A 14,202-nucleotide genomic window follows, 5' to 3' on the forward strand; every position below is an offset into this window, starting at 1 on the left:
CGGTCTCTCCGTCAGGGCCCGTCGGCGGCGCATGCCTCCGCCTCCGCCAGGTAGCGGGCCACCGGTCCCAGGGTCAGCAGGCCGCTCTGGGCGCCCGCGTGCTCGGCGCGGGCCGGGCGCAGCGCCGTGGCCGCGCGGGCGGCGAGCCGGCGGTCGCCGAGGCGGGCCGCGGCGCGGGCGGTCAGGCACCACAGCGCTTCCTGCATGTGGTCGGGGGGCGGATCGGGCAGCGCTGCCACGGCGGCGCGGGCCTCGTCGTGCCGGTGGTGGGCGAGCAGGACCAAGGGGCGCGTCCACGGGCGGTACGGGCCCCAGTCGAGGGCGGGGTCGGTGGGCGCGGGGCGGTCGTGCAGGAGGCGCAGGCCGAGCAGGGCGAGGGGGAACAGGCCGCGGTGCAGGCCCGGCATGCCCGCCGTCCCGGCGAGGGCGTCCTCGGCGGCACGGTAGCGCGCGGCGGCCGTGGCGGCGGTCGGTCCGCCCGGTGCGGTGCCGGCGGCGGCCGTGACCCGGGCTCGGAACCAGGCGGTGAGGACGGGGACGAGGGGGGCTTCGGTGCGGACGGCGAGCTGTTCGGCGGCCTCGGCGTGTGCGGTCGCGGCGTCGAGGTCGCCGAGGGCGGAGGCCGATTGGAGGCGGATGAGCCGGCCGAGGACGGCGAAGTTCGGCAGGTCGTGCCGGGTGGCCAGGCCGAGGATCTCGGCGCCGATCGCGTCGCGTGCGGGGGCGAGGCCGGGGCGGGTGAAGGACTGGAGGAAGACGCCGTTGAGGGCGAAGGCGAGCAGGGCGGGATCGCCCAGCTCCCGGGCGAGCGCCTCCGCCTCGCGGGCCGCCCGCGCCGCGCGCCCGCGTGCGGCGGCGGGCAGGTCGGCGCTGCGGCTCTCGACGGCGACGGTGGCCAGCAGGCGGGCGCGCAGCTCGGCGGGGGCGGTGGCGCCGGGCGCGGTGGAAGTGCGTACGGCGGTGTCGAGGGCGGCGAGGGTGTGTTCGGCTGCCTCGACGACGGCGCGGGACTGTGCGGGGTCGTCGGCGCGGCTCCAGAGGGCGGGTACGTCGTAGGCGCCGATGACGCGGGCGGTCAGGGTGACGTCTCCGGTGCGCTGCGCCGCGCGGACGGCGGCGAGGCGGTCGCGGCGCGCGTGGACGAGGGCGTCGCCGCCGGCCAGGGACAGGGTGCGGGCCAGTTCGACGGTGGTGCGCGGGCCGAGTCGTACGCCTGACGTCCACCCGGTGTGCGGGGGCTGGAGGGTCGGGGCGTCGTGGAGGATGTCCGCCTCCAGGCGCCGGAGGTCGGCGCCGGGGTCGAGGCCGAGCTGGTCGGCGAGCATCGTGCGGGCGCGGCGGAGGGTGGCCAGGGCGTCCGCCTGGCGGCCGGCCCGGTGCAGGGCGCGGGCCAGCAGGCCCCAGGCCGGTTCGCGCCAGGGGTGTTCGGTGACGTGGGCGCGCAGTTCGGCGACCAGCTCCGCGCCGGAACCGGAGTCGAGGAGGAGCCGGGCGCGCAGTTCCACGGCCTCCAGGCGCAGCTCCTCCAGCCGCGTCCGTTCGCGCCGGGCCCACGCGGAGCCGGTCACGTCGGCGTAGGCGGGGCCCTGCCAGGCCGCGAGGGCCGCGTCGAGGCCGGTCAGCCCGTCGGGGGTGCGGCGGGCGCGGGCCAGCGCGTCCTCGAACCGGTGGGCGTCCACCGCCTCGCGCGGCAGGCGGAGCGCGTAGCCGGGGCCTTCCGTGACGAGGACGCGCGGCGGGGTGCGGGGCGGCCGGCCGGGTTCGAGGGCGCGGCGCAGCGCGGCGACGAAGGTGCGCAGCGCGCCCACGGCGCGTACCGGCGGGTCGGTCCACAGGTCGTCGACGAGGGTGTCGGTGGCGACCATGCGTCCGCCGGCGGCGACGAGCCGGGCCAGCACCTCGCGGTGGCGGGGCCCGCCGAGGTCGACCGGGGTGCCGTCGTCGTGGAAGGCGCGTACGGCACCGAGGACGTCGATTCGCATGCCCTCCATCTTCCGTGCCGCGCGTCGGCGGCGGCGCGGCGTACTGATCGGCTGCTGATCGCCGCCGTCCACGCTGGTTTCCGCAAGCCCTCGGGACCGCGGCCCGCCCCGGTCACCGCTTCTTTCTCCCCTGACCCCCGAAAGGGCCTTCCATGACGCTCACCCTCCCCGGTTTCGCGTACGACCGCCTCCCCGGCGCCGACGGCGTGGAGCTGGCCGCCGCCGTCGGTGGCAGCGGCAGCCCCGTCGTGCTGCTGCACGGCTTTCCCCAGACCCACCTCATGTGGCGGCACGTCGCCGAACGGCTCGCGGAGGAGCACACGGTGATCTGTCCCGACCTGCGCGGCTACGGGGCCAGCGACAAGCCGGCGGCCACCGGCCCCGAGGTGTACTCCAAGCGCACCATGGCCGCCGACGTCGTCGCCCTGGCGGCGGCGCTCGGGCACGAGCGGTTCGCGCTGGTCGGCCACGACCGGGGCGCCCTGGTCGCCTTCCGGGCGGGACTCGACCATCCCGAGACCCTCACCCACCTGGGCATCCTCGACGTGGTGCCGACCCTCGACATGTGGAGCGTGCTCCAGGGCGTCCCGGCGGCGGTCGGCTACCACCTGTTCCTCATGGCGCAGCCGCCGGGGCTGCCGGAGACGATGATCGCCCGCAGCGCCGACGCCTTCTTCGGCTCCTTCCTCGACGCCTGGGCCCGTGACCCGGCCGCGATCCCGGCACCCGTACGGTCCGCGTACCTGCGGGCGAGCGCCGGGGCGGTGACGTCGATCGTCGCGGACTACCGGGCCTCGGCCGGCATCGACGTCGCCCATGACCAGGCGGACCAGGACGCCGGTTCGCAGCTGGCCATGCCGGTGACGGTGGTGCAGCAGGACTGGGGGACGAGGCTCGGGTACGACGCCGGCGCGGTCTGGCGCGCGTGGGCGCCGGACCTGGACCACCGGCTGACGGGCGCGGGGCACTTCATGGCGGAGGAGGCGCCGGAGGAGATCATCGGGGTGATCCGGGAGCTGCTGCTTCGCTGAGGGCCCCACGTGGTCCGAGCACGGCGCGGTCAGCTCATCTCCACGTACCGGTGGACGCGGTCGAAGCGGCGGGCCGCCGCGTCCCCGCGGCGGATCACCCAGTGGACCACGCCGTCGTCCAGTTCCGTGACGTCGTCGCCGCACCTCCACGTGGCCAGGAGCGTCCAGGCGTCGGCGTCCTCGGGGCCGCGGGCGTCGTGGACGGGGTCGTTCTGGGGCGAGACCGGGTGGCCGCCGATCTGCAGGGTCCAGGGCGGACGGTGGCCGCCCCCGTCCGCCCAGGCGTCGTCGAGTTCGTCGGCGAGCTCGAAGTGCTCGTCCTCGGGGAGCTCGCCCCACCGGTCGAGGGCGAAGCTCTCGGGCATCTTCGCGCTGGGCTGGTGCCAGACCGTGCGGAGTTCCCGCACCTGGTACGGCTCGCGCAGGCCGTCTCCGACGGGGCTCGGGGACGTCTCGGCCCCGGCGGGGACGTACAGCACCGCGTCGGACGCCTGCCGTCCCACGCCCTGCACCTCCGTGCCGGAGAAGAGGAGCAGATGCCCGTCGGACGGGAGCGGGAGCCCCGTGGCGTCCGGCGGCAGCGCCGCCAGGTCGACGGAGGCCACGACGGGGGCGGACGGCCGCGGCGCGCCGTGCGGCAGCAGGGGGTCGCCCCCGATCCGGGCCACGAGGGGGCCGTCGCCGCCCTCGGCCGCGTACACGGCCGGGCGGAGCGAACGTATCCACTCCTCGACCTCCTCGGACGGCAGGTCCCGGTCTGCCGCCTCGGTACGGAAACGGTTCGCTCTGTCCGTGCTCGCTTCGGTCATCGGGTCACCCTAGTCACCTCGGGGGGGCGCGGCGGCGCCGGGACGAACCTGCTTGTGCGGGCGGCGGGTTGGGGCCTTCTGTCACGTTCAGCCGGGGAGGGTGGCGAGCCAGTCGGTCAGCAGGCGGTTGACCTCGTCGGGGCGTTCCTGCTCGATCCAGTGGCCGCAGCCCTCCAGGATGTGGCAGGCCGACAGGCCGGGGAGGGTGGCGGGGAAGGCGTCGATGGCGTCCGACATCCAGGTGGTGGAGGCGTCCAGGGCGCCGCCGGCGAACAGGGACGGCTGCGCGATCGGGGCTCCGCGGTACGGGGCGAGGTCTTCCCAGTCGCGGTCCATGGTGCGGTAGCGGTTGAGTGCTCCGGTGACGCCGCCGCGCGCGAACTCCCCTGCGTAGACGTCGAGGTCGTCCTCGCTCAGCCAGCCCGGGAGGACGCCGGCGGGGAAGCGGTCGCGGAGCCGGCCGCCGCCGCGGGCGACGAAGTGCGGGTCGGGCGAGCCCTGGCCGGGCATGGGCATGGTGTCGGCGGACAGGGCCGCGTAGAAGCCGGCGAGCCAGCCCCGTACGTCGGGCTCGATCTCCGCCTCGGCGCGGCCCGGCTCCTGGAAGTAGGAGACGTAGAACTTCTCCTCCGGGCCGCCGATCCGGCCGAACACGTCGGTGGGGCGCGGGCCGCCGGGCGGCGCGTAGGGGACGCTCAGCAGGCCGACGGCGCGGAAGACCTCCGGGTGGAGCAGGGCGGAGGCGGCGGCGATGTCGGAACCCCAGTCGTGGCCGACGACCACCGCGGTCTCCTCGCCGAGGGCACGGACGACGGCCACGTTGTCCTCCACCAGGTCGAGCATCCGGTACGCCTCGGTCGCCGCCGGCGCGGAGGAGCGGCTGTAGCCCCGGACGTCGATCGCCACCGCCCGGTGGCCGGCGGCGGCGAGGGCCGGGAGCTGGCGGCGCCAGGAGTACCAGAGCTCGGGGAAACCGTGCACGAGCAGGACCATCGGGCCGGTGCCCCGCTCGGCCAGGTGCAGGTGCCCGGCGGGGGTCTCGACGGTGCGGTGGCGGAGCTCGGCGGTGGGCTCGGGCTGCATGGCTTCTCCTCGCTGTGCGGCGACGCGGCGACGCGGCGACGCGGCTACCGGTCGATCATGCGGCGCGGCGCCCGCCCGGCGCGATCAGCGTTGCCGTTCTGGCAAGGTGGCAGGACAGGGCGAGGAAGCGGCGGGGCGAGAGGGGCGTCGGGTGGCGGTCGAGGACGTGGAGGGCGCGCTGGCCGCGATGGGGCCGCGGCTGCGGGCGGCGCGCGAGCGTCGGGGCGCGACGATCGCCGGTGTCAGCCGCGCGACCGGGATCTCGACCAGCACCCTGTCCCGGATCGAGACCGGCCGGCGCAAGCCCCCGCTGGAGGTGCTGCTGCGGTTGTCGCGGGAGTACGGCGTCTCCCTGGACGAACTGGCCGGCGCGGCGCCCGCACCCGAGGTCCCGCCGCGCGCCACGGCGCCGCTGAGCTTCGGCGACGACAAGGCGGTGCTGCCGCTGACCCGGTACGTCGGCGGCCTGCACGCCCACAAGCACGTCCTGCCCGCCGTCACGGAACCGCCCGCCCGGCCCCGCCAGGTCTCCCATGACGGCCACGAGTGGCTGTGCGTCCTGTACGGACGCCTGTGGCTGGCGCTCGGCGACCAGGACCTCGTCCTGGCCCACGGGGACGTCGCCGAGTTCGACACCCGCACGGGGTCGCGAACGCGGGGCCCGGCGGTCCGGTCGAGTACCTGATCATGTTCGGCCCGCAGGGCGAACGCCCCCGGCCCCGCACCCGGCCGGTTGGGAAGCTTTAGGCCGGGGCCGCGTTCGAGGCCACGCAGCCCTCTTCGAGCGGGATGACCGTGTGGTCGCCCTTCGGGGGGACCGTCGGCGGGCAGTACAGGTAGAGAAGGCCCGCCTCCAGGAGTTTCTTCTCGAAGCCGCGGTCGGGCTGCACGCCGAAGTCGCGGCCGATCATCATGGACCGCACCCCTCGCTCCCCGGGGTCCAGGGACGCCCAGTGCTGGAGGAACAGCCGCATGTCCGCGATGTGGAGGAAGTCGGTGTAGTACTCGCCCTCCTCCGTGTCGCACGTCCCCGCCCCGTCGATGCCGCCCATCCGCGCCTGGAGCTTCGCCAGCTTGCGCGGGCTGAAGTAGGTCACCTCCGTGCAGGGCAGGTGGGCGCGGAGCAGCTCGCCCACCGCGCCCTGGTCGGACGCCGCCGGGCGGCCGTCCTCCGTGCCGTCTCCGCAGCCGGTCGCCAGGACCGGGAGGAGCAGCAGGGCGGCGCAGACGGCCAGGGTGCGCGGGCGGGTACGGGAGCGGACGCGGCCGGAGGCGAGCATGGCGGTTCCAGGGGGGTCGGAGTGACGGATCGCCGGAACGCTAGTTCGACGGGTCGCGGTCGCACCAGATGATTCCGATTTCCTCGAATCACCGCCCTCCTTCGTCCTCAGGCGGAGACGACGCCGGCGCGCGGCTCCGTCTCCCCCGTCCCGCCCGTGTCCGCGCGGTCGTCCAGGAGCGCTGACGCCCGGGCGCTGCGCTCGTAGTAGACGCGGTGGGCCTCGCGCGTCCTGGTGACGAGTCCGGCCCGGTGGAGCCGGGTGAGGTGGTACGAGACCGTGGAGGCCGCCATGTGGTGGCGCGCGGCGAGTTCCGTCGTCGTACGCGGTGTCGCCAGGTCCATGAGCAGCGGCAGCCGCGCCCGGCCGACGAGCCGGCCCAGCGCCTCGTCCGCCCCGCACTCGCCGGACGGGCGCCGGGCCGGAGGCCGCACGGCGGCCGGGTAGATGAGGAAGACGCCCCGCTCCCGCCAGGGGTCGACGCTGAGCAGCCAGCTCGTCGCGAGGGGCGACGGGAAGAGCAGCAGGCTCCCCGCGTCGCGTACGTCCAGGCGGCGGTCGGCGGCGACGAGGAGGCGCCCCGTCCGGTAGGTGACCGCCGGGTGGAGCGACGAGAGGGCGGTGCCGAGCCCGGATGTCGCCGCGAGCCGGGCCCGGGCCTCGACGTCCGCCTCGGCGCGGCTCCGCAGCGCCGGCCAGGCGGGGGCGAGGCAGGACTCCCAGAACGCGTGCATCTCGCGGGCGATCCGCTCGCTGAACTCCCTTTCCCCGCGCTCGACATAGCGGCGCAGACCGGCGAGCCGCGGTTCCGGGCCGTTCGCGTCGCGGTCCGTGTGGTCCGTGTGGTCCAGCATCCTGCCGAGTTGCCGGGCGACGACCTCCGTGGGGGTGGTGGCCACGTGGTGGAGCTCGGCCATGAGGTCCGGGCGGGGGCCCGCCGCGTGTCCGGGGGTCATGAAGTCCGGTACGTAGCCGCCGACATGGGAGCGGATGGCGGCGATGAGGTGCAGGCCGCGGCGTTCCAGCACTCCCCCGACGGCCGAACCGGTCAGCCGGTGCGGCCCGTTCCTTACGGCGGCGTGCGGGTGCAACGCGGCTCCCGCCTGCATCAGCGGTGACACCGCGAAGCGCGTCCGTGCCACGGCGTCCGCGTCCAGCTCCAGCCGGATCATCGTGGCCTGCCCCTCCCCTGACCTGGCCCGACTCCCTTGGCCCGGTGAGGGATTCTGCCATCGCCGCGCACACCGTGACACACCGTGACCGCCCTCCGTACGGCCTCGGCGGCTCCCGGCGCGCCGCCGGGCCTGGCGGTACAGACTGGAATCATGGGTGAGCACCGTGCCCCGGCGACACCGTCCCGCCGGTTCCCCCCGGTCCCGGAGAGCGTCGCGCGGGCCCGGCGCTTCGTGCGGGACGCGCTCTCCGGTGCCGTCCCGGAGGATGCGCCCTCGCCGGAGGACGCGCGCGGCCCGGAGAACGTACCCGCCCCGCAGGACGCGCCCGGCCTCGTCGACACCGCCAAGCTGCTGGTGAGTGAGCTGGTGACCAACGCGCTGCTGCACGCGCGGACCGAGATCGAGGTCTCCGTGCGGACGGCCGGGCCCGGAGGGCGCGTCCGCGTGGCCGTCCGGGATGGGCGGCCGTCGCGTGTTCTGGTGCCGCAGGAGTGCCCCCCGTACGCCGGTACGGGGCAGGGCCTGGCGCTCATCGCCCGGCTCGCGGCACGGTACGGCGTCGACGCGGGCGACGAGGCCAAGGCGGTGTGGTGCGAGCTGGGACCGGACGGGACGCCGCCGTCCTCCGCCTGGGGGCTTGCCCCGCCGGCCGCCGCGTCGGCCCCTACCGTCACGCTCGTCGACGTACCGGGGGCGCTGTACTCCGCCGCGCAGCAGCACCGGCACCTGCTGCTGCGCGAGCTGGAGCTCGCCTCGGCGGCGGGCGCGGACCTGGTGCCGCGGCCGGATCTCGTCACCGCCCATGACGTCAGCAACGCGATCAGCGGGGCCGTCGCCGCGGCGCTGCGCCACGAGTCCGCCGAGGGCGAGATCCGCTCGCTGCCGCTGGCGCTGCCCGCCGACGTGGCGCCCGCCGTCGAGACGCTGGGCCGCGTGCTGGAGGCGGCGGAGCAGGCGGCACGGGACGAGCGGCTGCTGGCCCTGCCGGCCCTCCCGCGCAGCCGGGTCTTCCACCGGTGGCTGTTCGACGAGATCACCGGGCAGCTCGCGGGCGCCCACCCGACCGCGTGGACCGTGGTGCCGCGCGAGCCGGGCGCCGGGCCGGCGGAGCTGGTGCCGTGGGACGCCGCGCCCGTCCAGACCAGCCGGGCGCCGACGATCGCCGCCGACGAGCAGAACCGCATCATCGCGGTGAACGGGCCCGCCGCCGACCTCCTGGGGTGGCACGCGGACGAGCTCGTGGGGCAGCGGCTCACCGCCATCATCCCGGAGCACCTGCGCGAGCGGCACATCACAGCCTTCACGTCCCTGCTGCTCAGCGGGGAGCCCCGCATCCTGGGCCGCTCCGTCCCGCTGCCCGCGCTGCACCACGACGGGTCGCTCGTGCCCGTCCGGCTCTTCCTCCAGACGCAGGAGACGGCGGACGGCCGCACCGTGTTCGTCGGCCAGCTCTCGCCTCGCGCCGCCGTACCCAGCGGTTCCCAGCCGCGCCGCCCCGGCGACCGGCGCCCGGCCGCCGCGCGGCCGGAGGCCGGCGGGCCGCGGGCCGACGAGGTGCCGCCCGCCCTGGACCGGGAGTCGCTGCTGGCGGAGACCGGTGCGGCGATCAGCAACGCGTACGGTCTCGACGACGTCCTCCAGAAGGTCTGCCAGATCCTCACCCGCCGGCTCGCGGACTGGTGCGCCGTCGACCTCTTCACCGAGGACGGGCGCGTCGAGCGGGCCTGCGTGGTGCACCGCGACGCCGGCGCGCCGCACGCGGAGGACTTCGAGGGCACCCTGCCGCCGCTCACGGAGGCGGCGCGGGGGCCCCTCGCCCGGGCGCTCAGCGGCGCCGGCCCGCTGCTGCTCACCGAGCCGCCGTCCCCCGAGGCGGAAGGAGCGCTGGACGCGGACTTCGGCGGCCTGTTCGCACGGCTCGGCGCGCGCAGTGCCGTCGTCACCCCGCTGCGCGCCCGGCAGGAGACCATCGGCGCGCTGACCGTGGCCCGGACGGGCGCGGACGGGCCGTTCACCGAGGAGTACGTGCCGCTCGTGGACGAGCTGGGCCGCGCGATGGCGCTGGGCGTGGACAACGCGCGCCTCTACCACGACACCCGGAACATCGCCGAGCGGCTGCAGCGGTCGCTGCTGCCGGTCCTGCCCGAGGTGCCGCACCTGGACCTGGCGGCCCGGTACGCCGCGTCGTCGGCCACCGCGCAGGTCGGCGGCGACTGGTACGACGGCTTCGTCCTGCCGAGCGGCGGCACGGCGCTGGTCATCGGCGACGTGACCGGGCACAACCTGGACGCGGCGATCGCCATGAGCCGGCTGCAGAGCATGCTGCGCGGGATCGCCGTCGACCGCCAGGAGCCGCCGGAGACCGTGCTGCGCCGTCTCGACATGGCGAACCACACCCTGCACCAGGAGGCGACCGCGACCTGCGTCTACGGTGTGATCAAGGGCCCGGAGGAGGGCCCGTGGGACCTGGTGCACTCCTCGGCCGGGCACCTGCCGCCGCTGCTCGTCACGGACGACGGCCACGCCCGCTTCCTGGAGGACGGCGCGGGGTTGCTGCTCGGCATGGACCCGGACATGATGCGCGCCAGCGCGCACGACGCGGTGCCCGCGAACGCGACGGTCCTGCTGTACACGGACGGGCTCATCGAGCGCCGCGACGAGTCGCTGACCGACGCCCTGGAGCGGCTGCGCCTGCACGCCGCCGGGCTGGCGCGCGAACCGCTCGACGTGTTCTGCGACGAGCTGCTGATCGGCCTCGGCGCCGACAGCACCGACGACATCGCGATCCTCGCGGCCCGCCCGACGCGTCCGTGAGGCGATCCCTGGAGGTGCCCAAAATCCCTCAGCACAGCGTCCGGTAGGGCGTGCCGAGGACGTACGTCCGCCATTCCTCCGGGGTGATGTCCCGGCCCGCGCGGGCGCACACCGCTGCCGCCGCCGGCTCGGCGCCGAGCCGGAGGGGCAGCGCGTGGGCGCCGGCCAGGACGCGGAGGGTGCGGTCCTGGCCGAAGGCGAGGACGTCGACGGGCCGGCCGCCGGTCTCCAGCGGCTGCCCCAGGGCGGTGCGGGCCCCGACGTCCCACAGTTGCACGCGGTTCCCGTCCGTCACGGAGGCCAGGAGCGTGCCGTCGTGGGAGAAGACCGGCTCGTCGGCGGAGTCGACGGTTCCGGTGAAGGGGCGGGGACGGCCGCCCGGCAGCTGGGCGACGCGCTGCCGGGCCGCGCCGTCCCACAGTTCGACGGTTCCGGTGGCGCGGGTCAGGGCGAGGTGGCGGCCGTCCGGCGAGAAGGCGAGGGCGCGCACGCTGCCGCCCCAGCCGGCGGTGCGGACGCGGCCGGTGGCCAGGTCGAGGATCTGGCCGGAGGTCAGGGCGAAGGTGCGGTTGTCGGGGCTGAACCGGCCGTACGCCGTGACGTCGGCGAAGCGGCGGAGCTCCTTGCGTGCCCGCACGTCCCACACCTGCACCAGGCCGTCGTCCCCGTCGGCCAGCCCGCCGTGCACGACGTAGGCGGAGAGGTGGCGGCCGTCGGGTGAGAGGGTGAGGCGGCGTACGGTGTCGTCGGCGGGCTCGAAGCGGTGGATCTCCGCGTTCCTGCGGGTGTCCCACACGACGACGAACTGGCGTTCCCGGTCGTCGAAGTCGGTGAAGGCGAGCACGTCGCCGTCGTGGTCGAGCGCGTTGGCGACGTGACGGGTGGGCAGGTCCCGCCAGCGCTGCGGGACGGTCCGCACGGTGCGTCCGGTCCGCAGGTCGACGATCCGCTGCCGCATCCGCGTGTAGCCCTCGCGGACGACGGCGGTGCCGCCGTCCGCGGACGCGGCGGCCGTGACGGTGTGGGCGCGGGTGGGGTCGTCGTCGGTGCCGTCCGGGGCGGCGGGCACGGCGGCGGCGGAGGTGAGGAGGGAGACGTCGACGCGGCGCAGCTGGTCGTCCGCCGGGGTCATCACGAGCAGGCTCTTCGTCGGTTCGTGCAGGGCGAATTCGACCTGGGAGGTGTCGTCGCCCTCCTTCGTGAGGGCGGTGACGGTGGTGAGGTGCGTGCCCGTCCCGCTGTCCCAGATCCCGATGTCGCCGCTCGTGGTGACCCCCAGGAAGTAGCGGCCGTGCGAGCTGAACCGTCCTGCCTGGATGCCGTCCTGGACGTCGCTCAGCCGCACGAAGGCGGCGGCGCCTCCGGTCGCGGTGTTCCACAGGGCGACCGTGGTGTACAGGTTCCCCTGGCTCTGCCCTCCCGGTCCCGTCCCGCCGGGGCCCCGGTGCAGGCGGGCAACCCTGGAGCCGTCCGGGCTGAAGACGGTGTCGCCGCGGCAGCGTCCCCGCTCGAAGCCGTCGAGCCGGGTCGTCGCGGTCGTTCCGGGCGTGCGCAGGACGTCGGTGCCTCGGGCGTCGCACGCGAGCACCCGGCCGGTGGGCGACACCGTGCCCCGTACGGGTGCGACGATCCGTCCCCCGGCGTCCCACAGCACCGTCGTGTCGTCCGTGCGCCGCTCGACCACCTGGCCGCGATTGGTCAGGGACAGCACCGCTCCCGCGGCCTCGTCCGTCGTCACGGCGAACGGCGCCCCCCGGTGCCGTCCGGTCGCGCCGTCGACCACCTGGACGCGCCGGGCGTCGGTCCGCCGGAGGAACAGCCGCCCGTCCGGGCTGACGGCCGGCGGGGCGCCCTCGGTCCAGCTGTACGTCCCGGGCAGGACGCGGGCGGCGCGCCGGGCCGTCGGTGCCGCGGGACGGGGCCCGGCGAGGTCGGTGAGGGTCGTGCGGTCCGGTCCGTACACCACGAGACCGGTGCCGGACGGGGTGAGGGTCCTGCCGGACAGCATGCCGCCGTTGCCGCGGGGCAGCGTGACGGTCTCGACGGTGCGCTGGGTGAGGGAGCCGTACAGCGCGCCGAGGGCTTCGGGGACGGGGGCGATCCGGTAGGCGGCGAGGCCGAGGAGCATCGCGGTGCCGGGTTCGGTCTCGCGCAGGCTCTGGGCGGTCTGCGCGACCGTACGGGCCTGGGCTTCGGCCCGGCGGCGGTCCGCCTCGGCCTGCCGGGCGTCGGCCTCGCGGTTCTGCAGGTACGCCACGGCGCCCCCGAGCAGGGCGAGGACGGTGACGACGGCGAGCCCGGCCAGGAGCTGGCGCCGGCGACGGACGGCGCGGGCCGCGACCGTGCGGGCCCGGGTGAGGTGGCGGAGTTCGGCGGGGTTGGGGCGCAGGCCGTCGGGAGCGGTGGCGAGCCAGTCGAGCAGCGTACGCAGGTCGGACCCGGCGAGCAGGTCCTCGTCCCGTCCGCCGTGCGCGAGCCAGCGGCCGGTGGCGCGGGCGAGGTGCTGGAGGTGGACGCGGGAGGCGCGGTGGCCGTCGGCCCACCCCCGCAGCCGGGACCAGGCGGGGACGAGGGCGGCGCTGACGGGGCGCACCCCGCCGTCGGCGTCGACGACGAGGATGCCGGCGGCGGCGAGGTCGTCGACGGCGGTGGTCATGGCGCTCCGCTCGGCGGCCGGGCGGCCGTCGAAGAGCTCGGCGCGGGACGCGGTGCGCACGCCGTCCTGGGAGCCGTCGCCGGCGTCGCCCGGGACGACCGTCCGCAGCAGCAGCTCGAACGCCGCTTCCCGGGCCGGTGGCGGCAGCGCGGCGTAGGCGTCCTCGGCGCGCTCGCCGAGGGGCGCGACGGTGAAGGTGGAGGCGGGGAGGAGGGAGTGGTCGGCCTGCCGGGCGCCGGCCCGCAGCAGATCCGTTCCCGCCGCGGCTTCGTCGTCGAGGGCGCTTCCGCCGCGGGTTCCGGGCGCGGCGGCCCGGACGAGGCGGAGCAGCAGGTCCTGGCTGTGGGGGCGCCGGGCCGGGTCCTTCGCCAGGGCCGCGGCCACCAGGGGACGCAGGCGGGCGTCGACGGGGGACAGGTCGGGGTCGACGGCGGCGGTGCGGTACGTGGCTTCCGCGACGTTGGCGCCCCGGAACGGCTCGGTGCCGGTCGCGGCGTACAGGACGACGGCACCCCAGGCGAAGACGTCGGAGGCGGGGGTGGCGCGCCGGCCGCCGAGCACTTCGGGGGCCATGTAGCCGAAGGTCCCCATGAGGGCGCCGGTGGCGGTGAGGGACATGTCGGGGGTGCGGGCGATGCCGAAGTCGATGATGCGCGGCCCGTCCGGTCCGAGCAGCACGTTGCCCGGCTTCAGGTCGCGGTGGACGACGCCCGCGGCGTGGATGGCGGACAGGGCGGTCGCCGCGCCCGTCGCGAGCCGCCACGTCGCGTCCGGGTCGAGCGGCCCGCCGGTACGCACGGCCTCCGCGAGCGTCGGCCCGGGAACGTACTCGCTGACCAGGTAGGGGACGTCCCCCTGCACGGAGGCGTCGAGCACGCGGGCGGTGCAGAAGGGTGCGACGCGGCGGGCCGCCTCCGCCTCCTTGGCGAACCGGTCGCGGACGAACGGCCCGGCGTCCCGGCGCAGCAGCTTCAGCGCGAGGCGTGCGCCCGCCGCGTCGTACGCCTCGTAGACCACGCCCTGCGCTCCGGCGCCCAGCCTGGCGGCGAGCCAGTACCCTCCGACGCGCTCCGGGTCCTCCGGCCCTAACGGCGATCCGGTCACCTGCTGACTCCCCCCTGTCGGAATCCGCGGGGGGACCCCGCCGCGGGAACGGCGGGGCCACCACCAGCGGTACGCGGCGGATCATCCTCCCTCACACGGCCCTCCACCGCCAGCGGCGCGCGCCCGATGGCTGAGCGCGGGGTCAGGCGGCCCCGTCGACCTCGTGCATGGCGGGATGCGGTCAATGTTTGACTCGTTCTCGCTCCTTCCGCACGCAGGGAGCAGTCGGCCCGGGAAGCCGAATTGACGGGCAGTCAGCTCGGCGGAA

The 14,202-nt window shown here is 76.2% G+C and carries 8 protein-coding genes and 1 pseudogene; 3 read left to right on the forward strand and 6 right to left on the reverse strand.

All coding sequences use genetic code 11. The features are described 5' to 3' along the window. Positions 1-11: 11 nt before the first annotated feature. A complete protein-coding gene (locus tag ACFVQZ_RS18270) occupies positions 12-1,982 on the reverse strand; it encodes a BTAD domain-containing putative transcriptional regulator (RefSeq protein ID WP_383623773.1) in 1,971 nt (656 codons plus the stop codon). A gap of 152 nt (positions 1,983-2,134) precedes the next feature. Here ACFVQZ_RS18270 and ACFVQZ_RS18275 point away from each other — a divergent pair, with 152 nt between their 5' ends. Then, positions 2,135-3,013 (forward strand): alpha/beta fold hydrolase, encoded by an 879-nt coding sequence (locus tag ACFVQZ_RS18275; protein WP_383623776.1) that lies wholly within the window; start codon positions 2,135-2,137, stop codon positions 3,011-3,013. 29 nt (positions 3,014-3,042) lie between these two features. Here ACFVQZ_RS18275 and ACFVQZ_RS18280 read toward each other — a convergent pair whose 3' ends face one another. Together ACFVQZ_RS18280 and ACFVQZ_RS18285 are read right to left on the reverse strand one after the other, a co-directional pair. Then, positions 3,043-3,822 (reverse strand): DUF1963 domain-containing protein, encoded by a 780-nt coding sequence (locus ACFVQZ_RS18280; RefSeq protein WP_383623779.1) that lies wholly within the window; start codon positions 3,820-3,822, stop codon positions 3,043-3,045. An 87-nt stretch (positions 3,823-3,909) separates the two neighbouring features. Next, positions 3,910-4,905: an alpha/beta hydrolase gene (locus ACFVQZ_RS18285; RefSeq protein ID WP_383623782.1), complete on the reverse strand. Its 996-nt coding sequence runs from the start codon at positions 4,903-4,905 to the stop codon at positions 3,910-3,912. A gap of 187 nt (positions 4,906-5,092) precedes the next feature. Between ACFVQZ_RS18285 and ACFVQZ_RS18290 the strand changes: the two are divergent. Continuing rightward, positions 5,093-5,652, forward strand: a pseudogene (locus tag ACFVQZ_RS18290) (helix-turn-helix domain-containing protein). Here the strand turns inward: ACFVQZ_RS18290 and ACFVQZ_RS18295 are convergent. Beyond that, positions 5,649-6,185 (reverse strand): hypothetical protein, encoded by a 537-nt coding sequence (locus tag ACFVQZ_RS18295; protein ID WP_383623785.1) that lies wholly within the window; start codon positions 6,183-6,185, stop codon positions 5,649-5,651. The pseudogene ACFVQZ_RS18290 and the gene ACFVQZ_RS18295 sit on opposite strands and share 4 nt — an antisense overlap. A gap of 107 nt (positions 6,186-6,292) precedes the next feature. After that, positions 6,293-7,357, reverse strand: a complete 1,065-nt coding sequence (locus tag ACFVQZ_RS18300) for a MarR family transcriptional regulator (RefSeq protein ID WP_383623788.1) — start codon at positions 7,355-7,357, stop codon at positions 6,293-6,295. A gap of 153 nt (positions 7,358-7,510) precedes the next feature. Here ACFVQZ_RS18300 and ACFVQZ_RS18305 point away from each other — a divergent pair, with 153 nt between their 5' ends. After that, on the forward strand, positions 7,511-10,174 hold the full coding sequence (locus ACFVQZ_RS18305; RefSeq protein ID WP_383623791.1) for a SpoIIE family protein phosphatase: 2,664 nt from the start codon (positions 7,511-7,513) through the stop codon (positions 10,172-10,174). A gap of 28 nt (positions 10,175-10,202) precedes the next feature. Here the strand turns inward: ACFVQZ_RS18305 and ACFVQZ_RS18310 are convergent, their stop codons facing one another. Continuing rightward, entirely contained in the window at positions 10,203-13,934 is a 3,732-nt protein-coding gene (locus tag ACFVQZ_RS18310) for a protein kinase (RefSeq protein WP_383623793.1), read from the reverse strand. Positions 13,935-14,202: the final 268 nt, after the last annotated feature.

The sequence above is a fragment of the Streptomyces sp. NPDC057854 genome, assembly GCF_042797055.1.
In the GTDB taxonomy this organism is placed as follows: Bacteria; Actinomycetota; Actinomycetes; order Streptomycetales; family Streptomycetaceae; genus Streptomyces.